The 26,169-nt window shown below is 46.7% G+C and carries 27 protein-coding genes; 3 read left to right on the forward strand and 24 right to left on the reverse strand.

Annotation, left to right across the window (positions count from 1 at the left end):
• Nucleotides 1–13: 13 nt before the first annotated feature.
• The 9 genes from FYJ35_RS01830 to FYJ35_RS01870 form a co-directional block, all read right to left on the reverse strand.
• A complete protein-coding gene (locus tag FYJ35_RS01830; RefSeq protein WP_154522258.1) occupies nucleotides 14–991 on the reverse strand; it encodes a phage major capsid protein in 978 nt (325 codons plus the stop codon).
• A gap of 12 nt (nucleotides 992–1,003) precedes the next feature.
• A complete protein-coding gene (locus FYJ35_RS01835; RefSeq protein ID WP_154522261.1) occupies nucleotides 1,004–1,600 on the reverse strand; it encodes a hypothetical protein in 597 nt (198 codons plus the stop codon).
• 46 nt (nucleotides 1,601–1,646) lie between these two features.
• A complete protein-coding gene (locus FYJ35_RS01840; RefSeq protein WP_154522264.1) occupies nucleotides 1,647–1,931 on the reverse strand; it encodes a ribosomal-processing cysteine protease Prp in 285 nt (94 codons plus the stop codon).
• Between the two features lie 76 nt (nucleotides 1,932–2,007).
• Complete coding sequence (locus FYJ35_RS01845) at nucleotides 2,008–2,274, reverse strand: hypothetical protein (protein ID WP_154522267.1); 267 nt, start codon at nucleotides 2,272–2,274, stop codon at nucleotides 2,008–2,010.
• A 5-nt stretch (nucleotides 2,275–2,279) separates the two neighbouring features.
• A complete protein-coding gene (locus FYJ35_RS01850) occupies nucleotides 2,280–4,037 on the reverse strand; it encodes a phage minor capsid protein (RefSeq protein WP_154522270.1) in 1,758 nt (585 codons plus the stop codon).
• On the reverse strand, nucleotides 4,034–5,458 hold the full coding sequence (locus FYJ35_RS01855; RefSeq protein WP_154522273.1) for a phage portal protein: 1,425 nt from the start codon (nucleotides 5,456–5,458) through the stop codon (nucleotides 4,034–4,036). Before FYJ35_RS01855 ends, FYJ35_RS01850 begins: the two co-directional genes overlap by 4 nt.
• Nucleotides 5,445–6,833 carry a PBSX family phage terminase large subunit gene (locus FYJ35_RS01860; protein ID WP_328597019.1) on the reverse strand — a complete coding sequence of 463 codons (1,389 nt, stop codon included), beginning with the start codon at nucleotides 6,831–6,833 and terminating at the stop codon, nucleotides 5,445–5,447. The genes FYJ35_RS01855 and FYJ35_RS01860 overlap by 14 nt, the downstream gene beginning before the upstream one ends.
• A complete protein-coding gene (locus FYJ35_RS01865) occupies nucleotides 6,808–7,308 on the reverse strand; it encodes a terminase small subunit (protein WP_154522276.1) in 501 nt (166 codons plus the stop codon). The genes FYJ35_RS01860 and FYJ35_RS01865 overlap by 26 nt, the downstream gene beginning before the upstream one ends.
• Before the next feature lie 108 nt (nucleotides 7,309–7,416).
• Nucleotides 7,417–7,875 (reverse strand): hypothetical protein, encoded by a 459-nt coding sequence (locus FYJ35_RS01870; RefSeq protein WP_154522279.1) that lies wholly within the window; start codon nucleotides 7,873–7,875, stop codon nucleotides 7,417–7,419.
• A 518-nt stretch (nucleotides 7,876–8,393) separates the two neighbouring features.
• On the opposite strand from FYJ35_RS01870, the gene FYJ35_RS01875 reads away from it, so the two are divergent.
• Entirely contained in the window at nucleotides 8,394–9,671 is a 1,278-nt protein-coding gene (locus FYJ35_RS01875; RefSeq protein WP_154522282.1) for a tyrosine-type recombinase/integrase, read from the forward strand.
• Nucleotides 9,672–9,789: 118 nt separating this feature from the next.
• On the opposite strand, the gene FYJ35_RS01880 is transcribed toward FYJ35_RS01875, so the two are convergent.
• The 5 genes from FYJ35_RS01880 to FYJ35_RS01900 all read right to left on the reverse strand — a co-directional run bounded on the left by FYJ35_RS01880 (nucleotide 9,790) and on the right by FYJ35_RS01900 (nucleotide 14,105).
• Nucleotides 9,790–11,481: a recombinase family protein gene (locus FYJ35_RS01880; protein WP_328597020.1), complete on the reverse strand. Its 1,692-nt coding sequence runs from the start codon at nucleotides 11,479–11,481 to the stop codon at nucleotides 9,790–9,792.
• Nucleotides 11,471–12,814: a recombinase family protein gene (locus tag FYJ35_RS01885; RefSeq protein WP_154522285.1), complete on the reverse strand. Its 1,344-nt coding sequence runs from the start codon at nucleotides 12,812–12,814 to the stop codon at nucleotides 11,471–11,473. The genes FYJ35_RS01880 and FYJ35_RS01885 overlap by 11 nt, the downstream gene beginning before the upstream one ends.
• The gene (locus FYJ35_RS01890) at nucleotides 12,811–13,419 is read right to left on the reverse strand and encodes a recombinase family protein (protein WP_205839655.1); all 609 of its coding nucleotides are present in this window, start codon (nucleotides 13,417–13,419) and stop codon (nucleotides 12,811–12,813) included. The genes FYJ35_RS01885 and FYJ35_RS01890 overlap by 4 nt, the downstream gene beginning before the upstream one ends.
• Before the next feature lie 130 nt (nucleotides 13,420–13,549).
• A complete protein-coding gene (locus tag FYJ35_RS01895) occupies nucleotides 13,550–13,771 on the reverse strand; it encodes a hypothetical protein (RefSeq protein ID WP_154522291.1) in 222 nt (73 codons plus the stop codon).
• Nucleotides 13,755–14,105: a DUF6870 family protein gene (locus FYJ35_RS01900; RefSeq protein WP_154522294.1), complete on the reverse strand. Its 351-nt coding sequence runs from the start codon at nucleotides 14,103–14,105 to the stop codon at nucleotides 13,755–13,757. Before FYJ35_RS01900 ends, FYJ35_RS01895 begins: the two co-directional genes overlap by 17 nt.
• A 393-nt stretch (nucleotides 14,106–14,498) precedes the next feature.
• Here FYJ35_RS01900 and FYJ35_RS01905 point away from each other — a divergent pair, with 393 nt between their 5' ends.
• Together FYJ35_RS01905 and FYJ35_RS01910 are read left to right on the forward strand one after the other, a co-directional pair.
• The gene (locus FYJ35_RS01905) at nucleotides 14,499–14,891 is read left to right on the forward strand and encodes a plasmid mobilization protein (protein WP_205839656.1); all 393 of its coding nucleotides are present in this window, start codon (nucleotides 14,499–14,501) and stop codon (nucleotides 14,889–14,891) included.
• Complete coding sequence (locus FYJ35_RS01910) at nucleotides 14,863–16,539, forward strand: relaxase/mobilization nuclease domain-containing protein (protein WP_154522300.1); 1,677 nt, start codon at nucleotides 14,863–14,865, stop codon at nucleotides 16,537–16,539. The genes FYJ35_RS01905 and FYJ35_RS01910 overlap by 29 nt, the downstream gene beginning before the upstream one ends.
• Before the next feature lie 165 nt (nucleotides 16,540–16,704).
• Here FYJ35_RS01910 and FYJ35_RS01915 read toward each other — a convergent pair whose 3' ends face one another.
• The 10 genes from FYJ35_RS01915 to FYJ35_RS01960 all read right to left on the reverse strand — a co-directional run bounded on the left by FYJ35_RS01915 (nucleotide 16,705) and on the right by FYJ35_RS01960 (nucleotide 26,114).
• On the reverse strand, nucleotides 16,705–16,941 hold the full coding sequence (locus FYJ35_RS01915) for a DUF3848 domain-containing protein (RefSeq protein ID WP_205839657.1): 237 nt from the start codon (nucleotides 16,939–16,941) through the stop codon (nucleotides 16,705–16,707).
• A gap of 193 nt (nucleotides 16,942–17,134) precedes the next feature.
• Nucleotides 17,135–17,683, reverse strand: a complete 549-nt coding sequence (locus FYJ35_RS01920) for a DUF2812 domain-containing protein (RefSeq protein ID WP_154522303.1) — start codon at nucleotides 17,681–17,683, stop codon at nucleotides 17,135–17,137.
• Nucleotides 17,667–18,005 (reverse strand): PadR family transcriptional regulator, encoded by a 339-nt coding sequence (locus FYJ35_RS01925; protein ID WP_154522306.1) that lies wholly within the window; start codon nucleotides 18,003–18,005, stop codon nucleotides 17,667–17,669. Before FYJ35_RS01925 ends, FYJ35_RS01920 begins: the two co-directional genes overlap by 17 nt.
• Before the next feature lie 143 nt (nucleotides 18,006–18,148).
• On the reverse strand, nucleotides 18,149–18,670 hold the full coding sequence (locus tag FYJ35_RS01930; RefSeq protein WP_154522309.1) for a helix-turn-helix domain-containing protein: 522 nt from the start codon (nucleotides 18,668–18,670) through the stop codon (nucleotides 18,149–18,151).
• A 118-nt stretch (nucleotides 18,671–18,788) separates the two neighbouring features.
• A complete protein-coding gene (locus FYJ35_RS01935; RefSeq protein ID WP_154522312.1) occupies nucleotides 18,789–20,108 on the reverse strand; it encodes an ATP-binding protein in 1,320 nt (439 codons plus the stop codon).
• A gap of 478 nt (nucleotides 20,109–20,586) precedes the next feature.
• Nucleotides 20,587–21,000 carry a hypothetical protein gene (locus FYJ35_RS01940; protein WP_154522314.1) on the reverse strand — a complete coding sequence of 138 codons (414 nt, stop codon included), beginning with the start codon at nucleotides 20,998–21,000 and terminating at the stop codon, nucleotides 20,587–20,589.
• 3 nt (nucleotides 21,001–21,003) lie between these two features.
• On the reverse strand, nucleotides 21,004–21,438 hold the full coding sequence (locus FYJ35_RS01945; RefSeq protein ID WP_154522317.1) for a helix-turn-helix domain-containing protein: 435 nt from the start codon (nucleotides 21,436–21,438) through the stop codon (nucleotides 21,004–21,006).
• A 127-nt stretch (nucleotides 21,439–21,565) separates the two neighbouring features.
• Nucleotides 21,566–22,480, reverse strand: a complete 915-nt coding sequence (locus FYJ35_RS01950) for a YodL domain-containing protein (RefSeq protein ID WP_154522320.1) — start codon at nucleotides 22,478–22,480, stop codon at nucleotides 21,566–21,568.
• Nucleotides 22,477–22,713, reverse strand: coding sequence for a transposon-transfer assisting family protein (locus FYJ35_RS01955; RefSeq protein ID WP_154522323.1), 237 nt, complete (start codon nucleotides 22,711–22,713; stop codon nucleotides 22,477–22,479). The genes FYJ35_RS01950 and FYJ35_RS01955 overlap by 4 nt, the downstream gene beginning before the upstream one ends.
• Entirely contained in the window at nucleotides 22,710–26,114 is a 3,405-nt protein-coding gene (locus FYJ35_RS01960; protein ID WP_154522326.1) for a DUF3849 domain-containing protein, read from the reverse strand. Before FYJ35_RS01960 ends, FYJ35_RS01955 begins: the two co-directional genes overlap by 4 nt.
• Nucleotides 26,115–26,169 lie beyond the last annotated feature (55 nt).

The following is a 26,169-nucleotide window of genomic DNA, read 5'->3' on the forward strand; positions in this document are numbered from 1 at the left end:
ACCTCCGAATCAATCAGACGCCTGCCTTAAGATATGCAAATGGGCATCTCTTGGACTTATCTGTTTTCAGGGCGTTAATCGGGTTCGGGATCTCCCATCCAAGGCGCATCACCGCCCGTAATGCGACCATGTCATTCTGCATCAGATTGTATGCAATAGTGCCATCAGTGTTCTGGACCACGCCCTCAGTAAACAGCTTGTACGTCATATCCTGGCGGATCGAGTACACGAGCTGGCTGAAGTCCCCGGAAACCATCAGCGCCTTGGATTTATCAAAGGATCCATTGTTTGGGAAATTCATCGGAGCCCCGTCAAGCGTATAGTTTGTCCCGGTCTGCATGTCAGACCGGAAAATGGGCTGCCCGGTTGTATCTTTCAGCCCGCGGAGCTTCGCCCTCATGCTGATATCAGCCATATGGCCGTTAACAAAGTATCCGGAGTCCTCGACCTTTGCGATCACGCCGTCCTCTCCCATGATAGACGTGTACAGATCGCTTCCGAGCGTCACAACCGAACCCGCTGCTGTCGCGGTTTTCACGATGTCGTCTCTCCAGGAGGACGGCTTTTCCGCGCCAAAAAGGATGGCACCATCAATCTTCTTTCCGAAGGCCTCCTGGATTCTCGGACGCACTTCAGCCCAGATGTCATATTCAGCATCATCGAGAACCGCTTCCGGGATAGGAACGATCACGGCGATCTCCTCAGCCGTAATAACCTTTTTGTCCCAGGCCTGGTTAGTAGTTTTCTTCTGGCCGGTGTCCCCATTGACAAAGTAGGCAATGGGCAGCATGTCAAGCACCGGCATCCGGTACTGCCGGGACGTCATATTCTGCAGCCTGCGCCCCCGGGAGAGAACCGCCGACTGGGCGATTATTCCCTGGATGATTTCATTGGACTCCTGCACCGGGATCAGTGCATCAGCCCCTGTCCGGTCGATCGCAGTCGCATCGGTTTCAAAAATATGAAGATCCATCAGTTTTCTGTTATTCATAGTCATTCCTCCTTAACGTCTAGCAGCGCGTCGAATCAGATCATTGATACCTGCGTATTTACTTTCGGTACTTCCCTCTCCTCCTGAAGAAGTTGACGTATCCACCCGGTATCCTGCCTGGCAATACCTTGGATTCTCCTTAAGGAACTTGTCTGCGGCCTTTTTGAAATCTGTCTTGTTATCCACCATCTGCCCAACCTTGAAAGCGACATAATCGAGATCATCAGATGACACCTTCTTATCCCTCAAATAGTCCCTGTTATCCCGCTCTTCAAGCTGCTTGCGGTAGCTGTCACGCTCCTGCTCAATCTGGGCGATGTTCGGCTGTCGCGAAGCTTTATCATTCCGGTATTTTTCCAAAGCAGATTGTGCTTCCTGTTCGGTAAGTCCCTGCGTCTTGAAGAAATTCCGGAGGGCCTGTTTCTCAGCCTGCTCTGCCCGGTTTGTCGCGATCTCATTCAGCTGCTCGTACGTAAAAGTTCCCCCTGTGTGGTTTTCCCCGGAAGCACCTCCCGCATGCCCCCCAGAAGGCACCGCAGGACTTCCGGATGCCCCGCCTTCCCCGCTCTCATCAAACAGGTGAAGATCCATCATGTGTTTAAACTTCATAACTCCTCCGTTTTTATTGGCAAAATAAAACCACCCTCTCAGGTGGTCAGACAAACTTAATACAATTGTACTGTTCATTGATAGCAGCGATTCCAACGAACCAGGAATCCACCAAAAGCTTGCCAGTGTCGGACAGCTCCTGCCACTCAATGACTGTCCGCCCGCAGCCGGTGTCCGCACGGATCCGGTTATTGGTCAGCTGTTCCATTGACGCGATCAGCGTGCAGGTCAGCGCTGAAATTGCGCTACACACAATATCCTGTCCACGAATGCTGCAATCAGCATGCCCGTTCATCCGGATCCCCTTATCAGTGATTTTTACTCTGATCATCTTTTCTCCTGTTCTGCTTTACCACATGAAAAAACCATCACCTTGTGGGTGATGGTTCGCTTGGTTTAAACACAAATCACTTCGTCTGATAAATAATTGCCTTTTCCGCGGCATACATCTTGTCTCGGTCGTTCCGATCCTGGATTAAGCAATACCTCATACCACCTGTATCCTTGCTGATGATAATCGGTTCGGGTAAATCGGGCTCCTCGCCCCCTCTTGTACCAGAAGACCTTGCCTGGAAAATCCATTCTGTACCAGCGTCGCCGGCTACAGCAACTCCAGGAAGCCCCCACTTGCGGTAGCACCGATCGACCTTATCTAATGCTTCCTTAAATGTCATCGCTGTCACCTCTTTTCACAAGCGGCTATGCCCCTGTCTGATATGTCAAGATTGTCAATCCTGCAGTATTTTATTTCAGCAGCTTGCTTCATACATGCGTCTTCTATATTTTTTATGATAGCACCATTTTGCGGGTCCGCATAGACTACCTTCCCCTCTTTTTTATACGCAATAAACGTATGATTCGGGCGCTTTGCAAATATGGATTCGTGATAGCGCACAGCAATTTGTACCCTCCCCGATTCCGGGAGCTGCTGAAGAATAAAGGCATCAAGTTCATCTTTCCCGCCTGTAAGAGTACTTACCTGGGGGTTTTCCCATGCTGAAAACGGTTCCTGTGCTAACTTCCGGTTTTCTTTCTTGGCACGAGCTATAACATCGTATCCGCGAAAACGCATTTCTGCGGCCACCACACAATTTGCACAGTTAGAACTGTATGGGAGTTCCATACTGCTATACGGCAGATGCTCATATCTTGGATTTGCACTTTTAACAGCATCTTCTGTAGAGATCTTCATTGTCTTCTTCCATGTCTTCGGGATCCCTTCATAGACCTCCAGGCTCACATCAGTCTTTTTCCGAGCGGATAGCCCATCCTGGTAAATTCTCTGTTTCTGCAGCGGAAGATTCATCGTCTTACTAAAAGCCTTGTACTGCTGCAGCGTTTTCTGGTACCGCCCCTGTGCCAATGTAATCTGCTCATCAATCCTCTTCAGCTGCCCTTCGTCTGTAACGCCATCCTTCCCTTCCCGGAGAAGCTGCGCATCCGCCCTCAGTTTCCTGCATTTGGTTTCCAGCTTCCGTTGCTCCTGCAACGCCTGGTACGTGTCATATTGCTTGTCCCCATATGATACCGGTACGTTCTCCCGTGCATGTATCTCAGATAACTCCTTATCGGTATAAGTTCTGATATCCACCCCTGGGATGAACGGGTTGTAATCATGATAGCAGTTTACCCCGTGCAAACCTGTCACGGATCCCAGACCGCAAACAGAAACCAGCTGCGCCTTTGTCCATACCTTCCCCTCCCATACCTGATGGGTCGGTCGCGCACCAACATGCACTGTGACCTCGTAGCTGTCCGTATGCAGGTCTTTCGCAGTCTGCTCCATAATTTGTCCCTGCACCTGCCTGAAGCCTGTCATAACAGCCCTGCGGGCGGCCACAGGAACACGATTATGCCGCCCCGAATCAAAGTCTATCCAGCGTAATCCCGAGCGTGTCATGTCGTCGATCGTGCGACGGAGCACTGATGCATAGTCGAACGCCCCGCTGTGGATGTCCATCATCGCGTTATCAAGCTCGTTCTGGTAAAACTGTGTCAGCTTCGTCGCGTGAAGATGTTTCCCTGGTTCTTGCTTTACAAATCCCATGGATCCGGTAATCTGCCTGAACTGGTTTTTCGTCTGTTTCTTGACTGCTGCGATCAGTTCCTGTAACGCAATGTTTTCATCAAACGGAATTTGCCGGATTCCAAAAGCCTTGTATCCCCGTCCCTGCTTCATATATTCGCGGTATACATCGTCGGAGTATATGCGGTCCACTTCCTGGTCTGATGCATTAAGAAGCTCCTGCACCCACTTCCGGATCTGATCTGCACCCATGCCAAGCTGCTGGAGCCGTGTGAACTCCCAGTCTGCGGATGCGGTAGAAAAGGAGGCCTGACGGATCCGCCGGACAATGTCATTCATAATCCGTTCTTCCAGCCTTCTCGTTAGGGTCTCCATCCCTTCTGGAATTTTTTCAAGTTCACCCTGGGTCATTCAATCACATCCTCAGCCCCCACATCGACCATGCTCTTGGCCGTTGCTTCGTCCTCGTCATACCACTTCATCCGGTATTCCCAAAGGGGCATAGCCCCGATTGCTACGTCCTGTCGGTCACAGTTTCGTTCTGCATCCTTATCCTCGATAATTGAGTCATCAAAATGGATGTCAATCTCTGTACTTTCATCAAGATTTTCCCCACATGCATTCCCAAGGCGTATGATAATTCGTACCAGCTCTGTAAGCGCTGATTCCAGGATAACCTCATGCTTGGTCAGTCTTCGGTACATATCAGAGTTCTCTGAAATGACTTCAGTAGCCGTTCGGACCTGTCCAGAATCAAACCGATAATGCTGAGAGCCAAATCCGCATTTCAGTGAAAAGTAATTCAGGTCATCGTTGATCGCTTTACTGTGCTGATCGACACGGAGTGCCATGTCGATTTCTTTGATCATTCCCTCATTCTTGTCGGCATAGTCGTCTGGGAGCTTGTAAAACACGGTGTCTTCCGGATCGAATGCCGGTGAATCGTCAGTATTTTTTAGCATCTCAGGCGCTACAAAAATCCGTTTCCTGCCCAGCTCAAATTCATTGCTGTAGGAATCGTATTTGATATCAAGCGACCTGAGAATGTCAATCGCGCCTGAATATATCGCGACGCCCATGGGGTTACTCTCATCCGTATCTGCATTGTTTGTGATATTCAGCCGCTGGACTGTGAACTGGCGATCCGGCGATCCTGTATTGATATGCGCGGCAAGGTTTTTGAATGGCCGAAGCTGTTTCCATTCGTCCTGTGACAGCTCCTTCCAGGTTCCTCCCCCGGACATACACAAAACCACGCTGTTATCTATGACATAATTACCGTCAGCTCCCAATCTGTGGTGCTGCAGCTGGATATATTTTTTCCGGTTCACAGTTTTCGGAAATGCGAATATGCATTCTGTGATCCGGTCGTTAGTCCATGTTACAGGGAATATGTTCTCCGCGCTCACATAATCAATGCCTACCCGGCCGGATACAATCCTGCCTTTGCTATCCGACACGGCATCGTACAGATATGGAACAAACGCGATCGTTCCCGAATAGGCCATGCGTTCCTGGTAATCATTCCCCAACACCCAGAAATTGTTGTTATCCAGCACACGCAGAACATATTCAGATGTCCTCTGGTCTGCGATCACAAAATGAACCCGCTCGTTCAGCAGGAGATCCGCTATATCCTCGCACGCTTTTTTCGCCATCCCCAGGGATCTGCGTCTGCGCCGAACCTTTGTCCCGTGACCAGTGTACACATAGTAGCTGCTATGCCTCGGGACATTCCCGTTATACCAACTTTTCCATTCCGCAATTTTGCGATAAAAGGACGCATCCGCCGTCTCTATCCCTTTCATACGGAAATAATCAAATATCGTCATCAATGTCCTCCTGGTATACCGGGTTTTTCCAATCAAAGTCTTTAGGCTCAGCCGGCAGCCATCCCTTAACACGGTGCCACACGCCGCTTACCATGTACCGGATGCTGTCCATGCAGTGATCATCAACCTTAACCGGTACTTCTTTTCCCCTCTCGATAGACTTCCGGTCATATTCGTAGGTACCGAATTCCTTAATTGCCATCTTCTGGTTCGGGCTTACCTTCAAACAGCCGAACGCCAGCGCCTTCTGAACCCGGTTAATTCCAGTAGCCACATCGTTATCAGCATTTCGAATACGGATCTGGAAATCTGTCTCATCCACTGCCAAGCGCTTAATTTCTTCTTGAAGCCCCTGTGCAGACGGATCCAGATAAAAATAAAAGACCCTGCAGCCATATCGATCATGGACATGGTGCATCAGATCTATCGCGTCCTGGGCGTATTGTGACGGGCTCTTCTGCTTACCGGTATCCCGGCCGCTATGGTAGAACTCGGCAAGCCCCTGAAGACGGTGCCTGTAATCATCAACGCCAAAAACCTGGTAGGTCGTGGCATTCTGCTGCCCATAATCACCACCAATATAGCAAAGCGGATACTGCCGATCTTCCGGCGGCTTTTCGATACAGGCGTTTCCAAACATGTAGTATATCAGTTCATCAACCCCGACCGATTCTCCCATCCAGGCCCATCGGTACATCTTCGGATCAACCTTGCGCATTGTATCCGCTGACTCGATCAGATCAGGGCCGAGCCAGGCAGCCGGGACATCCTGATACGTCACATGGATATGCAGGCAGTCATCCCTCGTCTCCATTTTCCGGCACCATTCGTTTATCGGGGCATTGGGATTCTTTGGCGGATTATACATGTACAGCATCTGGAAGGATCCCTGATTCCCACGGATGAAGGTCGCTTCAATGTTTACCAGCTCTTCTTCGCCTTCCCCGTCATCGAAGAACTCCGTCAGCTCATCTAATATGACCAGCTTGATGGGGTGACTTTCATCAATGATACCTTTCGTGTCATCAATCCCATCCGATCCGGAAAAGTAGATCGTCGTCCCATTTCTGATGTATGTAATCTCCATCGGGCTCTTCAGGATCTGAAAGCACTTCTTTGGCAACTGCAGACGGTTAACCCCGCGCAGCATTTCCTTGTACACTGTCTTCCGTAGCTTGTTGTGATGCTTTCTCAGTACTACCACTGACCCAGTGTCATCCGATATAATTTGAGTGACGCTGCGGATTGCGGCAAAACTCGATTTAGTTCCCGCTCGGCCGGAGGTCAGTATAACGTGTTTGATTGAGCGGTCATACAGGAGCCTCCGGTATTTCGGAATAACCAGATCATCAACCACTACTGTCTTCTTTGCCACGGAATACCACCTCTATGCCATCATCGTCCCTATCCTCCTGAACCTTGTCACCCCACAAACCAAGGTGTTTTCCAAGGAGATCCAATGCCTTAACCTTGTCGGCCAGCTTGATCTCACGTTCTGTCATATCACCCTTATCACTGGACAGGGTTTTAACCTTAACTGACTGCACACATGCAGTATCATTCCTCGATGCAGATGCTTTGATGGTGGCATCTTTATCATTAATGACGTCAGCTGCATTCACAAAGCCGATTCTTGCCAGTTCCAAAAGAACCCGGTCGGCAGTCACACCCGTCCGTTTTGACTGTTCTGCCATTCTTTTTTTCACTTCTGCTGATACTCTAGTTTTTCCCAGTAGCTCACTCCCAATCTTATCGGCATTTCGGGGTGAATATCCTGCACGAATTGCGGCTTGTGTGGCATTCAGGTCAATCAAATATTCTTCAACAAATCTTTTTTGTTTATCTGTCATCCCCTCACTCACCACCTTCCAAACAAAAAGACCGCTGAAGGTAGGAGATGCTAGCACCCTTCAACGGTCTAAAGTAAATTTTCACCCAATCATATTATCACATTCCTATTACGGATTGTTTCGGATAACTTCGGCAAATGCAATTAGTGCCTGTCCGTGCAGATCACAGACGTACGTATAATTATAATTCATGTCAACAGATATCTGTTCAAATGACTTTGTATGTCCCTTTTCATCAGGGACATAACGGTCAAACAAAATCCTGATATATCGTACATCAGACAGTTCATGAATCTGATTGATGATTTTATCCTTCTGGTCAACATATGCATCAATCATCTTGTCTATTTCTCTCTCAATGTCAAGATACTTAACAATCATATTTTCCTGAATGTTTGCCGGTGAAGTCTGCACACGTTCCGAATCACAGGACATTCCCCGGCCTTGAACAATACTTCGTAGCTGTGCAGATTCTTCAATCTTCTGGTTAATCTTCGTGTCAAGAATCTGAAGCTGAAGCAGATATTGCTTTACACTCATATTTCTGTTCAAGTTAAATTTCTGCATCTTGTACACCTCAATGTTCAAAATCATCAGTAAAATCAAGGGTTTGCGGCATTTCAGAACAAAAGATCTGTTCAAGATGTGTACAAGATAAAAAAATCATCTTGAACGCCCTCTAAGCCGCATAAATACTGGGTTTTTCGGGGGTGTGTTCAAGTTGTACAAGATAAATCCTTATATATATTTATATTTACCCGTTTTCGTAATTTCACACTTTAATTTTTAAGTATGAAATTATGAAATTCCGTCTTTTATATAATAAATTAAGATTTATCTTTTCCATCTTGAACACCTATCAAAAAACCCAGTAAAATCAAGGCTTTGAAGGTGTTCAAGATGCCAATTTCATCTTGTACACATCTTGAACAGATCTTGAACAAAAAAATGTCCCGGCCTATTGCAGTAGACCGGGACGAAAGGATGAATAACCAGAACCCAATGTGTGAAAAAAGGAAATGGCTATACATGTAAAGTATACCATTTTCCTTGCTATATCTCAATCAAGAAAGGTGGTATTTTACATGAAAGGCGGAACACGTAAACGTGGGAAAACGTGGTCATACTATTTTGACATGGGAACAGTAAACGGCCAGAGAAAGAAAAAGGAAAAAGGCGGGTTCTCTACCAAGAAGGAAGCGGAAGCGGCACTTGCCGAAGCTCTGAATCAGTACAATAACGCCGGTACGATCTTCACACCGTCCGAAATCACAGTTGCCGACTTCCTTGATCTATGGTTTGAACAGTATGTGAAAATGCATTGCAAGTATAACACGCAGACCGATTATATACAGATAATAGAATACCACCTGAAGCCACGTTTTGGTACGTACAAACTGAGAACACTCACCGCCGCGCCGATCCAGGAATACGCAAATGACCTGAAGAAGCAGGGTCTCGCACGATCCACATTAAAAAATATTATCCTGACACTTTCATCAGCGTTGAACTATGCCATTGAACCGCTGAACTATATACAATACAATCCGGTTGACAGGATTAAGTTCCCAAAGTATGAACAGGGTGAGGGAAGACAGGAAATACATCATTTTATTCCTGAATCCGATATGAAACAGATTCTTGAACGCTTCCCCGAATCATCGCCGTTTTATGTTCCGATTATGATAGGCTATTATACCGGCGTCCGGATATCAGAGTGCTTCGGGTTGACGTGGGATCATATAGATTTTGAAAAGCAGACAATCACGATTGACCGGCAGATTGTAAAGCGGAATTTCGGTGATGTGCGTGATTCACTGGATAAAGGCCGGGAGAGGATGGATAAATCTGAATGGTATTTCCAAACCCCAAAGACTGAATCATCGAACCGAGTTATACGGTATGGTACGACCTTACAGAAGATTTTGAAACGGGCATATCGCGCAAAACAGATGAACCGTTTACAGTTGGGATCCCATTTCACAGACTATTACCTGAAACCGGAGACGGATGAAAAAGGAAATACTATCTTCCGTCTGTTTGGTGTCCCGCATGATGTTCCTGTTGATCTGAAACGCGCCGATCTCGTTTGTGTGCGTTCAGATGGTTCCATGATTTCAACGGATTCATTCAAATTTGTTTGTCGTGTGGTACGGCATGAACTTCATATTGAATTCAATTATCATTCTTTGCGGCACACCCACGCCACCATGCTGATTCAGGCTGGTGCACCTATCAAGGATGTTCAGGAACGTTTGGGACATGCTGATGTACAGACCACTATCAACCGATATGTCCATGATACAGACGCTATGAAAGATGAAACTGTAGAAATTTTTGATCGCATCACATCGGTATCATAAAAAAAATGAAGGCTGAACACTTTGAACAAATCAAAGGTTCAGCCCCATTTTTTGCTTTGAACGGTGGCAAAATGGTGGCAAATCGTTCATTTTGGTGATGAATTACCCTCAGAAATCCTTATTTTATGCGGGTTAGCAGTACTACCGTCTCGACTGTATTATCATTGAGCAACCTAATTCCTGTAGTTTCCTGATCATTATAGTAGATAGGAAACCGAAAGTATATCTCCCGAATCACACGTTCATCTACCTTCCGATCCGGATACAATTCAATCCGTTCAATCAGATTCCGAAGGAACTCTTTCTTTTCAAGATCAGTCATCTTAAAATACATTATATCAAAATGATCCAGGATTCTGTAGAGCTCCTGGACCGTCAGATGCTCTGCATAAGCATTATGAATCTTTGCATTCAGGTCTGCCATCTCATCTTCTATATCACTAATTTTGTCATACAGATTATCCAACCTGTCCTGCATATCCTGATACTTCCGGTCGTAATGCCTGTCTCCTACATTTAGCCCGTCAAGCATATCTGTGAGTTTTTTCTTTGCCCCGTTGAGCTGTCGCAATTTCTGCCGCAACTGCTCTTTCTCTTCTTCCAACTCACCGATATCTATCTTCTGTCCCAGGTTATGCTTGACAAATCCTCCGAAGTCCTTGCTGTTTATCATATCCAGAATAACGTTCTCAACCTGTTTGTTCAGTTTATCCTGATTTAGCGAAAACCTATAAGTACAAAAATGTTCCTCATCCATCTTTTTTCGGTGGAGACACCGATAATAAAAATCATCTTTATACTCACCCGTCATTTTGTTTTTTCTTCTCCGGACAGTGCCTGCCATCCCTGCGCCGCACAAAGGGCATTTCACTATCCCGGACAAAAGGTGCTCATGATCCAGACTATGTGTCTTGACCCATGGATCGCTCTTCTCTTTCTGCCGCTGCTGTGCCTCTTCCCAAAGTTCCTCACTAATGATCGCTTCATGTATTCCATCCGCCAGGAGATAATCATCTGTTTTCACACGATGATATTGATCCCTTGTCCCTTTAATCTTCTGTGTCTTACTCTTTCCATAAGCGATCTTTCCGGTATATACTGGATTCTCCAATATCCGCTTCACGAATGATCTGGTGAAATAGTTCAATTCTTGTCTGCGCATCTTGTTTTTTGTATAACCATGCTGATTGAGATAGTTGCAGATGGTGTCAATCCCCATGTCCTCATGAACATATTTGTCATAGATGATCTTCACTGCTTCCGCATCTTTTTCCTCAACGACGATAGTATCATTCTCTTTGTCCAGACGATAGCCGAAAGGTGCCGGGCCGCCATTCCACCTGCCTTCCCGTGCTTTCTGCTTCCGACCCTCCATAGTCTGAACAAGAATGTTCTCCCTCTCGATCTCTGCCACCGCCGAGAGTACCGTGATCGTCAGCTTCCCGGAATCTTTCGATGAATCGATCCCATCTTCCACACAGATCAGATTCACCCCGTAATCCTGTATATACTGCAGGGAATTCAAAACATCAGCAGCATTCCGCCCGAATCTCGACAGCTTGAAAACAAGAATGTAATCTACGCTATCCCGGTCATCAGCCACATCCTGGAGCATTTGGGTAAATTCCGGCCTGCCGGAAATATTTTTACCCGATCTGCCTGCATCACAGTATTCCCGGACAATCTCCATATGCTGGAAATCTGCATATTTGGTAAGACGCTCTTTTTGAGCCTCCAGACTGTATCCTTCCACTTGCATGGAAGTGGAAACTCGCATATATAAGTAGCACTTAACTTTCTTATCTTTCACTTTCCACTACCTCTCTTTCGATCAATTCTACAGATTTGTCCACCATCTTAAAATGTTTCAAAGCCTCCAGGATCATTCTTTCCTTTTCTATCGGACACTTGGGCACACGTTTCTGGGGATCTTCTGCCCGATTGTAATTTTTTCCCATGTCTAAACCATATTTCCTTTTCGTCTGTGCGATGTACAGAGAATGTACATTTGATCCAAACCTTTCTTTAATATACTTTTTGATCTCAGTATAAGTAGCCTTCGCCTCCGCCGCAGTTAATTCCGATTTTGTACAATCTATCGTAAAACTGATATAGTCCTCTTTGCCTGCCGCTGTGACTATCCTTTCTTTCTCATTATTACGAGCTAGAGGGAATTGGAAAGAAATGCTTTTTAGTATCCTGCCATCCGACTGCTCTTCTGGAAAGACATCGATCCGTTCAATAAACATCCTGTACATTTCCCGTTTTTCTTGGCAGGACATCTTTTCATAAATCTTCTCAAAATTATCCAGCATCACTTCTATGTTCTTCACTGAACGGCTATCATGCTTTGATGCTTCGATCTGGCGTATCACTTCTTGAATCCTGCACTCAGTCTCATCAATTTCATCGTAAATACCATCTATTGCCATCTGCGTATCTTCATATTTCCGATCATATTCTTCATCAAATATATCAAGGTTATCAAGGATCATCCCTAGTTTCTTTTTCTTTATTTCCAGTCGCTGTAATTTCCTTCTCATTTGCTGCAGTTGACTTTCCATTTTTTCCCCGTCAGCTTCTTCCATGCTTGCAGAGAGGACTGCATGTTTAAATTCCGGTGCTGCGCTCACTTTTCGGATGATTTCAAATATGGCGCTATCCATTTTATCCTGATTATAGGCATGAGAGAAAGGACAGGTGCGCCCGTTCGCCTTCTGATGGTTCCGACAGACATAATAGTAGATCGTTTTGTAGTACCCTCCCCGGTTTTTATTGACATGTTTATCCTTCTTCATCACAAGCCCTGAACCACATACCGGGCATTTCACGAGACCGGACAGCAGGCTGACTCTGTCAGGGCCATCTGTTTTTTCGTTTCTTCTGTAAAGTGACTCTCTCTTTTTCCGTACTGCTTCCCATTCTTCTTCACTGATGATCGCTTCATGGGTACCCCGCACGGCAATGATCTGATCTTCTGTTTTTTTTACGGGTCTGCCATCACATCCTTTTTTATTTGTTCTACGGTTATACAATAGTCTGCCACAATAGAAGGGGTTATCCAAAATTTTCTTGACAAAATCTGCTGTAAAGCATTTTTTTCCCCTATGCTCATCATCCCTTGTATATCCATTTTCATTCAAGTAAATAACAACAGAATTTGCCCCATCCCATCCCTAAGATAGAGTTTATAAATCTTACGCACAATTTCCGCCTCCCCAGCTACAAGGACAAGTTCTTTATTCTCACTCCGGTATCCATAAGGTATTGCCCCTCCAGGCCACTTGCCATCCAGTATCTTCTGTGTCTTTCCTGCCATAAACTGTTCTATGATATTTTCACGCTCAATCTCCGCTACGGCTGACAGAATCGCAAGTGTAAAACGACCTCCCTGTGTAGAACTGTCGATTGCATCATCCACGCTGATCAGATCAATTCCATAATCATTCAATAACTGTACAGACCTGAGAACATCTGCTGCATTCCGGCCAAAGCGTGACAACTTAAAAACCATGACATAAGCAATATTGTCTTTCTGGCAGACAACGTCCTCCATCATCTGCTGAAACGCCGGCCGTCCTTTTATGCTCTTTCCGGATCGTCCTGCATCACAGTATTCTCCTGCGATTATCAGTTCACGATAGTCTGCGTATTCATACAGCCGTCCGCTTTGGGCTTCCAGACTATACCTCTCTGCCTGCGCTTCTGTAGAAACTCTCGTATACAGATAGCATTTCTTTTTCTTCATCGGTTGCTCATTCCTTTTCATTGTATCTGTTGTTAATTCATTTTATTGCTTTTCAGATGCTTTTTCAACAAAGAAATTCTACTGTGAGCTGCTTTCCTTTATTCAATCACACAAAAAAACGCCGTTCCACTCAGTTTGTGAACGACGTTTTCTTTCCATTTTGTTCTGTCTGCACCGACTCTTTTTCGATTTCAGCAAGCACTTCTTTTCCGTACTTTTCAATCATCCTGCTAATAAAGGCAGCACACCGTTCCTTATTCCTTCTTCCCGTTACTTCACTTTCCTTCTCACTGCCAATTTCCATCTGAACCGGTAAAACAAAAGATGGATAGTCTTTATTTTTTTCCCTCATTCCATCCCTCCCGGTTGCTGAACAGGCAATGGCATAAGAAATCCTCTAAGGCATCCCTTGCCTCGTCTCCAATCATAACGATCATGTCCCCATACAGATAGTAATAAGGATTTTTTGTCTGCCGCAGCAGAGACAACGCCTGTTCCTCTGCTGCCAGGGAATCATCGACCTTGATTTCCGTCAGATCGGACAATTCATCCCTGTCCAATTCCGCTGGACTCATCCTGCTCATCCGTTCCAACACCTGCCGCATTTCACAAAGGTTACCGTATCCCAATTCTCCCGCCAGCTTGTCTCCATTAATTCTGATATGATCCACGTTTTTCATCTTCATGAAACTCATACTCCTTTCACTTACCCCAATCTGGCAGGTCGAAAATGCAAGCACTTTTTTGTTTTTTTCATTTTGTCTTGCAATAAAGCTCGTTTAAGTTGGGATAAGTGAGGGAATGTTTTCCTGGCATTTTTATAGAAATAAGTGAAGCCACATTTTTAGAGCGAGATACGCCCTTGGCAGCCAATAACTCCATTCCTGGATTTCTTGCTGTCAGGCATACTCGTTGGGGAATCCGGCTCCCCAATCCCTCGGTTTGCTAAAAATCGGAGATTTTTCTTTATGGCTTCCACGAAAACGTGTCCGCAGCGGATATGCTGTCGCATCCCGGATCATGCCCTGCATGAATGTCTTTCCGGTGCTGCCACCGGAATAAAGGAAGGAGCAAAGCGAATGGCAAGGCCAGAAAAAGAAAAAACCCTACGCAAAGAGCACAGGGTCACGGTAAGATATAAGGATGTTCAGTATGGCATCGTGGAAAAGAACGCCCAGATGCTCGGTGTGCCGGTGGCAGAATATATCCGGCATATCTCTGTTCATGGGAAGGTGGATGTCAGCTTCCCGGTGATCGCAGATCTTCCGGAATTGCAAAAACTCACAAACGAGTTTGCTGCTATCGGGAACAATCTGAATCAGATTGCAAAATACTTTAATACCGGGGGCCTGCAATCGAAAGCGATGCGGGAGGAAATCAATTCCTGCATGGCACAGATCATGCGGATGCGGAAAGCGGTAATGGAAATGGCAGGTGATTTTCATGGCAATCCTCAAACACTTGTCGAGTAAAAGCTCTGACTACGGCAAAGCGCTGGAATATCTGATGTTCCAGCACAATGAACGAACGCAGAAACCGCTGCTTGACGCAAAGGGAAATAGGATGCTCCGGGATGAGTATTACCTTAACGGCCTGAACTGCGATCCCTTCTCTTTTGACAAAGAGTGCGAACAGTTGAATGCCCGTTTCCACAAAAACCAGAAATACAATGAAGTCAAGTCCCACCATTACATCCTCAGCTTCGATCCGAAGGATAAAGAGAATGCGGGACTGACCGGAAAAAAGGCGCAGGCGCTCGGTCTGGAATTTGCCAGCCGCTTCTTCCCCGGCCATCAGGCATTGGTCTGCACGCACATGGACGGGCATAACGGCAGCGGCAATATTCATGTCCACATCGTAATCAACAGTGTGAGGAAATTGGACGTTGAGCCGCAGGACTTCATGGAACGAGCCTGCGATTCCCGTGCGGGATACAAGCACCACCAGACCCGAAGCTACCTTACCGCTATGCAGACAGGAATTATGGAAATCTCAAAACGAGAAGGATTGCATCAGGTCGATCTGCTGAATCCTGCCCCGATCAAAATCACGGAGCGAGAATACTGGAAAAACCGCAGAGAACAAGAAAAACTCGATGAGCTGAATGCCCGCATTGTTGCCGATGGCATGAAACCACGGACAACGACCTACCAGACACAGAAGCAATTCCTCCGGAATGCCATATCCGACATAGCCTCCTATGCCCGATCATCGGAAGAATTTCAATCCAGGCTGAAAGAGAAATACAAGATCACCGTCAAGCTGAGCCGTGGCAGGTATAGCTATCTTCATCCTGATCGTGAAAAATATATTACCGGCAGAAAGCTCGGCAGCAATTTTGAAAAGGATTACTTGTTTGCGCTTTTCGCTGAAAATGCGAAAGCCGACAGACGGAAGCCAGAAATCACATCTGTTTTCTCCATCGAGAAGATCGCGGATATTGCAGAGCGGCGCACTTCATCGGTGCTGCCGGAATACAATCCCAGTTATGATTATCCGTCTGACCCGGTTGCAATCCTGTTTATCCGCTCTGACCTGCGTCTGGTCGTAGACCTGCAGACGAATATCAAAGCACAGCAGAGTGCCGCCTATGCGCAGAAAGTCAAACTGTCGAATCTGAAAGAGATGGCGAAAACCGTCTGTTACATTCAGGAGCATGGCTATGACACCCGTGGAAATCTGGCTGATGCCCTGGATGGGATTACCGGGAAACTGGCCAATGCCCGCAAAACACTTCGGCAAACAGAAAACCGAATTAAAGAATTGAACGAACAGATACATTATGTTGGGCAGTACCAGAGCCTTAAGGCACTGCACGCCCAATTCGTTAAATCCCGGAATAAGAAACAGTTCCGTGAAGCACATCGACCTGATCTTGAATTATACGATGCTGGCATGAAGTACATCAAAAACCACTTTGACGGGAAGGTGCCATCGCTTAAATCGCTGAAAGCAGAACGTGACCAGCTGCTCCAGATGAAGGATGCACAGTACGGCACATACCACTACTTCCAGGACTATCAGAAAGAGCTTCGTACCGTCAGTTCCAATGTAGATGCTATTCTCGGAAAAGACCGCTCACAGAAGCAGGACAGACAAAAAGAACAGGACATCTCTTAAGTGAGAGCCTGCACATTTCACACGAACAATTAACATTTGAGGTATGTGTAAAGATCCACCGCCCTGGCCTCTGCAACCACCTCCGGATATATGGCATAAAATCACCTGCCTTTCCTCTCTCTGTGCAGATGTACTCCTTCCGGGTCACGGCATTGACTCTGCTTTCTATGTTTTCCCGGATGTCCTCCATGTGACCATTTCCCGCTTCTCCCAGTCCTTGAATACATCTGCCAGCGGTGCAGGAGACTTTAACAGCACCTTCGCCTGCCCGACTGTCAGGTCGTGATATTCCAGAACCAGAAGAATATCTTCCCGCATCACATGCTCATAGGCGTGGTTCAGGACTTCTCCGGGTGGCAGCGTAAGCAGCCAGTTTCGGTATTTCCTCTGTCCGACAAACATCCTTTCGCAGAGCCTTGTGTTCAGTTCCTAATTTGTCATCGATCTTATCAATCTGAAATAGAGAAAGCAGATGCCCCTTTTTTTAAGGAATACCCGGCTACTGCCATGTAAAAACCGGCTGATTTTCACTTGGAAAACCAGCCGGCCGAGGCAGTTATATGTCCATTATGTAGTTCTATACGCGGTCTTTCTGTTATTCCCAAATATCCTTATCTTCCCTGGGAATGTCATATTTTCTGCACTTTTGGATACCCATGATGAAGAAGATGATCCCGGAAATCATCAAGCCGGCGTCGATCCCCATAGTGATGTAAAACGGCACGCCTTCCGGCTTCACATAGTACAGGGTCTGAATCAGCATGATGAGTCCCACCATGAGCTGCGGTATACCAATGGCAAAGAAATGGGAATAGCGTTTGCTCATTTGCTTTGCGATCTCCTTCTTTTCGGTGTACACGTCCAGCGGGCCGTCAGCCGCGTTTTTCCTCAGATACACTCTGCCGCCATACTCCGTAACGACAGTGATACCTGTCTGCTCCAGAAACGCAAGATACTCTTTCTTCTTGCTGCCGGTGTAGGCGGGTAGGTCGATCTTATACTGATACTTCGCCGGGGAAACATTCTCAAACTCATATTCTCCGCCATGATAGTGGGTGAGCATCAGGCCGTTTTGCCCTTGTTCGTTCAGCCATTCTTCTTCCTTGTGAATATCCAGAAATGTTTTCTTAACGGTTGTTTTCATGGGTTGCCTCCTTCATTTGCTGTGCATTTTGCAGCATTTCCTCCAGGCGGATCAGTTCCTTTTCGAAGAACTGTTTTCCTGTGTCCGTGATGATATATTCTATCTTTCTGTCTTGCGGATGTTCATCCAGGGCTCTGATCCACCCTTTCTTTTGCAGGCTGTCCAATGCTCCGTAGAGGGATCCTGCTCCGATCTTCACCCTCCCGTCCGTCATTTCCGCGATGTCTTTCATCAGGGCGTACCCGTGCGCAGGCCTGTAGAGCCGCAGCAGGATGTAAAAAACAGGCTCTGTGAGCGCCCCAGTGTTTGCTGTTCGTGCCATGGTATCTCCTTTCTATTACATAATTCGATATATCGTTATCTGTAATATATCAGAATCTGTAATGGTTGTCAACCCCTGAAATAGAAACAGCCGGAAGATTCCAAAAAGAACCTTCCGGCTATGCTTATGCCATATGATTCAGATTACTCCTTATGCACGGTTTTACCCAGCAGCCGCTTTTTTGTCTCTTGCAGCTTGTGCCCGCTTTCGTTGGTCATCAGGATACCGATGATGATCATTATCAACACAATCCCAAGCATCAGCCCCTGTGCAAAGTCAAATACTGCGCTTGGCGTTTCCGGCTCCACAAACAGTGACACAAAGTATACTCCAAACGAAATCAGTGCCACTTTAAACCACACATGCAGGCGTTTTGTGTAGTTCAGCTTCTCCTCATTGCTGTAATCCGCTACCTTTAATATGGTCTCTTTCATCTCCTTATCCATTTGCTCGCTTCTCCTTTCTCCATCCAACAGTTCCCGGATATCCACGTCATAGTAATCTGCCAGTCCCACAAGGATATCCATGTCCGGCATGTTGTTTCCCGTCTCCCAGCGGGATACCGTGCGACGCGATACATTCAACATCTCCGCAAGCTGTTCCTGTGTGACGGTCTTTTCTTTTCGAAGTTCTTTTAAGAATGCTCCGATCTTTTGTTGATCCATCTAGGTTCCTCCTTTCAAGTGCAGAATAGCTCGGATGGGTAATGAAAAACAGGACGCAAAGCGAGCAAACGCCCTGTTTTCTCAAAAGAGACAATAAATGGCCTATTCATTCCGACACTTATTCACTCTCTAAAAGATAGTCTATGGCTTTCACAATCTTGATCCCGTCCTCTGTCTGCACCATATCACAATCCAGAGCGATCACCATCTTCTCGTAACTGTCTCGGATTTTTCGGAGTGGAGCCAGTTCGCGTTCCCTTGTCTCCGGAGCCATCATGGTCTCTGTTACCTGAATATATTTCTTCTCATCTGCCCTTGTTGCGATAAAATCAACCTCCTGGTTGTCGATTTTTCCTATGGCTACGTCGTAACGGCGACGCAGCAGCTCGAAATAGATAATGTTTTCAAGGATATGACCGGTATCCCCGCCGCGATAGCCCAGCAGATAGTTTCGCAAGCCAACATCGACAATATAGTATTTCCCCAACGTCCGCAGGTATTCTTTTCCTTTGATGTCGAACCGCTTGATCCCATAAAAGATATAGGCTTCCGTCAAAGCCTCGATATAGGAAAGGATCGTCTGTGTCGCCGGTTTTTTCCTGCGGCTCCCATTCTCTAACAGCCCTTCGTTCATGAGAGTGTTGCCGATGGAGGTTGCCGATGTGTTGTTGCCGATATTGTCTGCAAGGAACAGGATGATCTTGCGCAGCAAGATGGGGTCTGTAATCATTTTCCGACCTTTGCGCCGCTCGCGCTCCAGAATGTCGTTCATCACCGCTGCAGAATAGACGCCGTCCAGCGCCGCCGTCACCCGATCGATCTCCAGCCCGACATCCGCAAGCATTGGCATTCCGCCAAAGCGGACATAGGCGTCAAACAGCTCTCGGGCGTCGTAGACTTCTCCACCTGCGTCTGTAATCCGTTTTCTCATTCCGCCTGCGGGAGATTTTCTTTCTATAATCACATAGCCGTGGAAGTCCAAAAACTCCCGGAAGGAAAGTGGAAGTACCTTAATCTCGACATAGCGCCCGGACAGATACGTGGAGAGTTCAGACGAAAAAAGATAGGCGTTGGAACCTGTGATATAAATGTCACAGTTAAAATCAACGCGGAACGAATTGACTGCATTTTCCCATCCCTTGACCCGCTGGACTTCGTCAAAGAACAGATACATCCGCTTGTCAGGCAATATCCGCTTCTTCACATACTCGTAAAGGACTCTTGCGTCCATATCCGGAAAGCGCATGGATTCAAAATTCATTTCGATAATCTGCGCATCCTGAACTCCGGTTTCTTTAAGATGCTCCGCCATCAGCTTCATCAGGCTGGATTTTCCGCAGCGCCGGATACCGGTCATGACCTTGATCATTTCTTTGTCCTGAAATGCAATCATGCGGCTTAGATACAGATCCCGCTTTTTTAATGTCGTATTTAGCATATTGGAACACCACCTTTCACTTCATACGATAACATAAAACGGCAAGAAAGCAAAGTTTGTAGATTCAAATTCGCAAACTTTAAATTATTCATTTTTTGTAAATTTTCCTAAACAAAACACTTTGCCGCTTTTGCCATAAGATCGGTCATTCCATTGAGAAGTACGACATGAAAATACGCGAAACATAAATTTGTGCAACATACCGAACTGTAAACAAATCAATCCGACTGGAAGTTTTTCTGGTTGCTATCTGGCATAGCCTCTTTATAAATATTCCCAAAAAAGCAGGCCGTCTGAAACAGGCGGCATGAGCTGAGTAAAATTCACTACATTTGGACTAGGGGGGAAAACTGCACAAATAAACACGGAAAGCCAAACATCAAGAATTTCCCCCATAATGTAATCTGCTGCCTTATTGTAAAATTACACTCAGAAATACAAGCGCCCACAGATGGATGGGATAGAATACATAGAAAAATTACTCTTCAAATTTACTTTTCTTTAATTCTGAAATTCTTTTTTCGTCAACGTAATGCGTAGCATACGCTCGTTCAATTTCCGGTGCGCCGCTCTTGCTGAACCGAAGCGGAATCGTTTGACGAGCACCATTCTTTTTCTTCATCCCCCACCGCTTGTAATAGGTAAAAGATGGCTTATAACCACTCTTGTTCGCATAGCTGCGAATCTGTCCTATAATGAAGGACAGCTTATGCAGGTTGATATTACAGACCTGCTCCAAATAAGGAACGCGGCCAAATCGCCAACCTTCATATTTTTCTTTTGTCAGAGCGCCTACATCCATCAGAACATCTACCGGAGCAGCAAAACCACGCTGCTGGCACTGATGATAAACTGACGAATGCACCTTACTGATCATTTCTTTTTCATTCATTTTCTAATCCTGCTCCCGCAAGATTTTGCAGACCGTAGACGAAACGATATGATCTACGATTCTCCGTTCAATCGCAACTTCACAAAGCAACCTGGAACTCCATTTTTTATGTCCGGCAGGAGGCTCACTTGCCGCCAACTCTATAATCGCCTGTTCTATCTCCGACGTGACCTTCCTTAGACGTTCTTTTCTATATAGCGCTGCATCCAGCCCCTGCGTTGCAAACACTGTGCGTACTGTCTTGACGGTTGTCTCCGTTGTTCCAAGCCTCTCAGCCAATTCACGGATGGATTGTTTCTCAGCCTGTGTCGCATCTGACATAAGTAAGATTTTGGCACGCATAATTGTTCTATTGGACTCCCTTGCTTCGCAGACCAGCTTCGTGAGCATATTTCTTTGCTCAATATTCAGGTTGATAATGTACTTTGTCTTAGCCATGTTCTTATCCTCCGACAATCCCTGAATCAATAACCCTTGCATGTGATACCATGAACGCATATTTTAGGCAAGTTTTCAAAATTCAAAATGGGGTATCCGACCACCTCTGGCCAGACACTCCCTTCTGTCATTTACGGTTACGTTCCATATCGTCTTTTGCCTGCTCCGGAGCCTTCTTCCCATAGCGGGCGGCCACCTCTGCCTGCTTATCTCTCAGACGCTTCAGGATGGATTTTCGCTTGCCGGGGATCGGAACCCCTTTCTTAGGTTGCTTGCTAACAGCAGTTTTGGGAGAATCACCCACAGATAGTTTTGCTTGATCTTCCTTTGGACGATTATTCGCCCGACCGTCGATCATATCATAATTCTGTTCCCCATAAGATTCTGTAGTCCGCAGGTATTCCCCATTCTCATAATACTTCTGCCAGATCTCCATCGGAGGCTTATCAGTTAAAGGTACTTCCGGCTGCTCCGGGGGATGCATGTATTGCCTGATCTGCTTGATGGTATTATTGTCAAAACCTTCAAAGGTATCCTCCGCCGCTTTCCTGCCCTGGTCATCTACCACGGCAAAGGCGGCATTTCTGCCATAGATTTCCGATATCATTAGGAAAAACTGTTTCCCATCGATCACGGTTTCATCCGTGGCCATCCAGCTTCCCTTCCTGTCCTCAAACATAAACCCTTCTGTATCCATCGTGATCAATGCAGCTGATGAATTGCTCCGAAAGAATCCGGGAACCATCACCAAGCTGTCTTTATCCACGTAGTATGCAGTTGAAATGCCTTCCTTTGTGACAGCAATTACGTCGCTTACATTCAGGGCCTTTCCCATGAACTTCGGAGGCAGCTTTTTCTCAAGCTGCCTCCGAAGCCCTTCCGGTGTCTGCTCTTTTACCATCGTTGCGAGATAAACCTGTTGATAATTATCTGCATCCACCTTCAAGTGGTTTTCAACCAGATACGCATAGGTTTTGTAGCGCAGAGGGCGAACCGGAGCTTCTATTTTCAGCTGATAAATGGCGTACTGGTTCAAGCTCATTCTTTGTCCTCTTCACCCTCCAGTCTGTAACCTTCAAAATCCAGCTTCATAAAATCCGCATCTGATATTTGTTTTAACTTCTCTACAGTGCTGACCACAACCGCACTTAACTCCGTATCTTCTCTGGTCAGCGGAATGACAGCTCCCACCGCCGTAAGCGCCGCTTCACGGTTGCTAGTATCAAACATAGAGATTACACGCATTTCATCGTCTTCAAATATTATTTTTCTCATAGTGACGGTTCCCCTTTCTTTCTATCATTATCTTTCTGGACTGGAACATTCTTCTCCCTCTCCTTGATCTGTGCCTTTCGCTCCCGGAGTGCTTTCAGGACGGATTCCCTGCGTCCACCTGTGACTTCATTTCCATGCTTCTCAGGCACATCTGTCGCTTTCTCGAGTAGGTTCACAGTCCCTTCCGCCCTTTCCACAGGAATAATTCCTGCAGATGTCTGTGTGACAGCCGGTGCTGTCTCTTCCGTCTCTCTCGGCTGATACTCCGTCTCCCGCATATCCGGATAATACTGCCTGATATCCTCTACGGCCTTCTGTACCAGAGGACTGTTCTTAAAGTGTCCCACAAGGTCGATCATTTCTGTAACGACCTTTCCACCCTCCATCAGCGGATATGTCCCTGCATGATCGCTGCCATCGTCCAGATGAAAACCGATACTCTCAGTGCCATTCATCCTCTCTGCCGGGATCTGCCCATACAGCTTTACCGCTTCCGCCAGCGTATCAACCTCGTGATATTCGCCAAGTACAGGAAACTCCATGCACTCCGCTACATAATAAGTAAGGGAAGCCTCTTTCTCCGGAAACATCTCTTCCATTCTGGTCAAAAAGTCCCTTGCCATCGAAGCAGATTTCGGATCGTTGCTCTTCTCGATTACTTCTTTGAGCCAATCTTTAATTCCTGACACCTGTTTTTCCCTGAAGTTATCCTGAAGCTGTGCAAGTGTCTTCTCACGGGAATCATATAAATCCATATATTCATAGTGATCATAATCGTAAACAAATTGATCTATCTCTGCAGCAAGTTTCATTTCTTCGGGAAGCACATCACTTTCCATGGATTCCTCTATAGCATCCTCCTGAACCTGCTTTGTCCCGTCCTGCTCCAACCCAAGCGCTGTCAGTTCTTTTCGGAACATATCCACAAATCCATCCAGCACAGCCGGGTGGCTGGTCACCAGAAAATCTGTGCGTCTGTCCTCATCAGTGACTCCGGTCATCACAGAAGCTGCCCATTCCTTATTGCTCCTGGAATATCGTCCGTCCCAAGTTGCATACTGCACCGTATTTGCCAGCACATAAGCGGTACGCTCTGCCCCGAAACGGTCAATCACAGGCTTGATCACTCCGCGATTCAGGTGCATCCCATCGAAATTCTCCCGTATTACCTGCTCAATCCCTTCTTTGCAGGCATGGTTCTCCTGTCTGGAGGTGCGGTAGGCTTCGATCTGGGCATGGTCGCGGGCATAAGCTGCTGATTCACGGTAAACACTCTGAACAATCCCGTTCATAGACCGAACCTGCTCAAGCAGTTCTGTCCGATCATCATACAGTTTTACTTCGCCATGATCTCCCTGAGGGCCTCTGGTCACATTATCCATGACATAGAACAGAACTTTTCCGGACGGGGCAACTTCTGTTCCAATGGAATATCGCTCCTGCAAGGGAAAATCCAACGGAGAGTATTCTATTCCATGATCGTCAAAATATTCCCTGACTGCCTGCATCACACCGTAGTCAATGCCGTTCCAGAGATCTTCCGCCACCAGATCACCATCCATGTGAAGCAGGATATTGGCAGCTTCCTTGCCATATTCCTGGCTCTCCATCAGATAGAACATCTCTCCGCCGATTTCTTTTCCCTCAATCGCCCTCCATGTTCCTTCATGGCCGTCCACGATAATGCCAAGGGATTCCCTATTGATATAAGCGTCTTCTATCCGATGCTGTCTCGCTGTAATGCGTTGCCTCTGCTCCACAAATTCATCCATCTCTGAAAAGCCAAAGCTGTCTACATAGTAGGCTCTTGCTTCTCCATCACACTGCATGACCACTATATCGCTGACGGACAGAGAATGTCCGCTATACCCCTCCGGATGCCGGAGATTGAAGCGTTCATAAATTCCGTCCAGCGTCTCTCCATCCGGGAGCCTGTCGCCGTAAACATAGTTGTAATTTTCTCCTTCTACAGCAAGGTCGTGATTAGCCAAATACTCCGTATTCATGAACTGGAGATTGCGGTATTCCTCATCTTCTTTCAGCTGATAGATGGCAAATCTGTTCTCTGCTCCATCCAGATACAGGTTTTCATTGGCACGGCCAATGGCATTTTCCAGATGCTCCTCCTGTACCGTCTGGTCAAGCTCTTTCATGGACTCGATATACTCTGCAAGTGTGACCTCACCGTCCTCAAAGTTCAATTCTTCCCCAAGACGCAGACTTTTCAGTTCACTCACATCTATCGGAAAAGCACTGATAACAGTAGCGGCGTGGTTGACCATTACCTGTTCCTCAAGCCGGATTGGTGAGCCGGGATCATAGTCAGATCCCCGCAGATCATAACAAGAAATCCCTTCTGGCAGTGCTGCCCGATCAACCCTGCCGTTTGAGTAGAGCATCGGCACATCATACAGGGTGATCTCCTGAAAATCTGTTGAAAGCAGTTCCTCCCGTCCGGGAATGTCACTTTCCTGCAACAGTTCTGCGTTCTGCTCCTGCCTCTCCAGCAGCTGCTCCCGCATACCGGCCTCAATCCCGTCAATGATCTCCGATGCTGTCCTGCGAATGGTATCCAAGGATGACTTCAGCTCTTTTGTATCACGTCCGCTGCTCCATCCGGCAATGTAAGGAAACGAATACTCGGAAGTATCCAGTTCAAAATGCGCCAGCGTCGCAAAGGCCACGCTTTCGGCCTCCACCTCTCTTGTCTGCTGATCTTTCTGGATGCCCTGTTCCTGCATGATATCTTTATCATGCAAAATAGCGTGCGCCGTCTCATGAACTGCCGTTTTCATGGTCTGCATCTCACTCATTCCGGACCGGATCACGATCTCCTTGTCCGTGCTGCTGTAATAACCTTTAGCGCCACTTGCGATTTCATCAAAGCGAACAGGAACAGGAGCCACATTGCGAATCGCCTCCATGAAAATCTCATAATTCTCTACACTTGCGGTCAGTTCCTCCACGCCAAGATCAGGGAGAGGATCGCCGTCTGTCTGCGAAAGGTCAAATACAGTCGATACTTTAAAGCGTGGAATGGTGATCGTCACCTCCTCCGTTTCCGGCTGCCCGTTCTCACCCAGAACAGCTTCCCCGGTATTCGGGTCTACCTTTTCCTGCTCCTGCTTTTCCCTGATCGGGGCAGGCGCAATGATCTGGATTCCTTTTTCACCCCGCATCACATGACGGTTAAATTTCTTATCCCATGCGTGATAGCCAGCCACTAATGTTGCATCCGGCCTTTGCATAGCGATCAACAGAGTATTGTTAAAACTGTAATGATGAAACTGCGACATGACACGCAGGTATTCTGCGTATTTCTCTGAATTGAAAAGTTCCTCAAGTCCCGCCTGCAGGCGGTCTGTGACCTCTTTCATCCTCTCTTCTCTGTTTGTTGCCATAGATATAATGCCTCCTTTATACAGCTGCAGCCCCGCCATGAGGCGAGGCTGCAGT

Origin of the sequence: Porcincola intestinalis (genome assembly GCF_009696445.1) — a bacterium.
GTDB classification, from domain to species: Bacteria; Bacillota; Clostridia; order Lachnospirales; family Lachnospiraceae; genus Porcincola; species Porcincola intestinalis.

What these genes read in the sequence shown, in the direction of transcription:
- FYJ35_RS01920 (WP_154522303.1), bottom strand. Translation starts at nt 17,683, where the DNA reads ATGAAAACAACCGTTAAGAAAACATTTCTGGATATTCACAAGGAAGAA.
- FYJ35_RS01840 (WP_154522264.1), bottom strand. Translation starts at nt 1,931, where the DNA reads ATGATCAGAGTAAAAATCACTGATAAGGGGATCCGGATGAACGGGCAT.
- FYJ35_RS01915 (WP_205839657.1), bottom strand. Translation starts at nt 16,941, where the DNA reads ATGTTTGTCGGACAGAGGAAATACCGAAACTGGCTGCTTACGCTGCCA.
- FYJ35_RS01925 (WP_154522306.1), bottom strand. Translation starts at nt 18,005, where the DNA reads ATGGCACGAACAGCAAACACTGGGGCGCTCACAGAGCCTGTTTTTTAC.
- FYJ35_RS01950 (WP_154522320.1), bottom strand. Translation starts at nt 22,480, where the DNA reads ATGAGCTTGAACCAGTACGCCATTTATCAGCTGAAAATAGAAGCTCCG.
- FYJ35_RS01940 (WP_154522314.1), bottom strand. Translation starts at nt 21,000, where the DNA reads ATGAATGAAAAAGAAATGATCAGTAAGGTGCATTCGTCAGTTTATCAT.
- FYJ35_RS01900 (WP_154522294.1), bottom strand. Translation starts at nt 14,105, where the DNA reads ATGAAGATGAAAAACGTGGATCATATCAGAATTAATGGAGACAAGCTG.
- FYJ35_RS01930 (WP_154522309.1), bottom strand. Translation starts at nt 18,670, where the DNA reads ATGGATCAACAAAAGATCGGAGCATTCTTAAAAGAACTTCGAAAAGAA.
- FYJ35_RS01845 (WP_154522267.1), bottom strand. Translation starts at nt 2,274, where the DNA reads ATGACATTTAAGGAAGCATTAGATAAGGTCGATCGGTGCTACCGCAAG.
- FYJ35_RS01960 (WP_154522326.1), bottom strand. Translation starts at nt 26,114, where the DNA reads ATGGCAACAAACAGAGAAGAGAGGATGAAAGAGGTCACAGACCGCCTG.
- FYJ35_RS01865 (WP_154522276.1), bottom strand. Translation starts at nt 7,308, where the DNA reads ATGACAGATAAACAAAAAAGATTTGTTGAAGAATATTTGATTGACCTG.
- FYJ35_RS01935 (WP_154522312.1), bottom strand. Translation starts at nt 20,108, where the DNA reads ATGCTAAATACGACATTAAAAAAGCGGGATCTGTATCTAAGCCGCATG.
- FYJ35_RS01875 (WP_154522282.1), top strand. Translation starts at nt 8,394, where the DNA reads ATGAAAGGCGGAACACGTAAACGTGGGAAAACGTGGTCATACTATTTT.
- FYJ35_RS01850 (WP_154522270.1), bottom strand. Translation starts at nt 4,037, where the DNA reads ATGACCCAGGGTGAACTTGAAAAAATTCCAGAAGGGATGGAGACCCTA.
- FYJ35_RS01870 (WP_154522279.1), bottom strand. Translation starts at nt 7,875, where the DNA reads ATGCAGAAATTTAACTTGAACAGAAATATGAGTGTAAAGCAATATCTG.
- FYJ35_RS01910 (WP_154522300.1), top strand. Translation starts at nt 14,863, where the DNA reads ATGGCAATCCTCAAACACTTGTCGAGTAAAAGCTCTGACTACGGCAAA.
- FYJ35_RS01835 (WP_154522261.1), bottom strand. Translation starts at nt 1,600, where the DNA reads ATGAAGTTTAAACACATGATGGATCTTCACCTGTTTGATGAGAGCGGG.
- FYJ35_RS01945 (WP_154522317.1), bottom strand. Translation starts at nt 21,438, where the DNA reads ATGGCTAAGACAAAGTACATTATCAACCTGAATATTGAGCAAAGAAAT.
- FYJ35_RS01855 (WP_154522273.1), bottom strand. Translation starts at nt 5,458, where the DNA reads ATGACGATATTTGATTATTTCCGTATGAAAGGGATAGAGACGGCGGAT.
- FYJ35_RS01895 (WP_154522291.1), bottom strand. Translation starts at nt 13,771, where the DNA reads ATGAGGGAAAAAAATAAAGACTATCCATCTTTTGTTTTACCGGTTCAG.
- FYJ35_RS01955 (WP_154522323.1), bottom strand. Translation starts at nt 22,713, where the DNA reads ATGAGAAAAATAATATTTGAAGACGATGAAATGCGTGTAATCTCTATG.
- FYJ35_RS01890 (WP_205839655.1), bottom strand. Translation starts at nt 13,419, where the DNA reads ATGAAGAAAAAGAAATGCTATCTGTATACGAGAGTTTCTACAGAAGCG.
- FYJ35_RS01830 (WP_154522258.1), bottom strand. Translation starts at nt 991, where the DNA reads ATGAATAACAGAAAACTGATGGATCTTCATATTTTTGAAACCGATGCG.
- FYJ35_RS01905 (WP_205839656.1), top strand. Translation starts at nt 14,499, where the DNA reads ATGGCAAGGCCAGAAAAAGAAAAAACCCTACGCAAAGAGCACAGGGTC.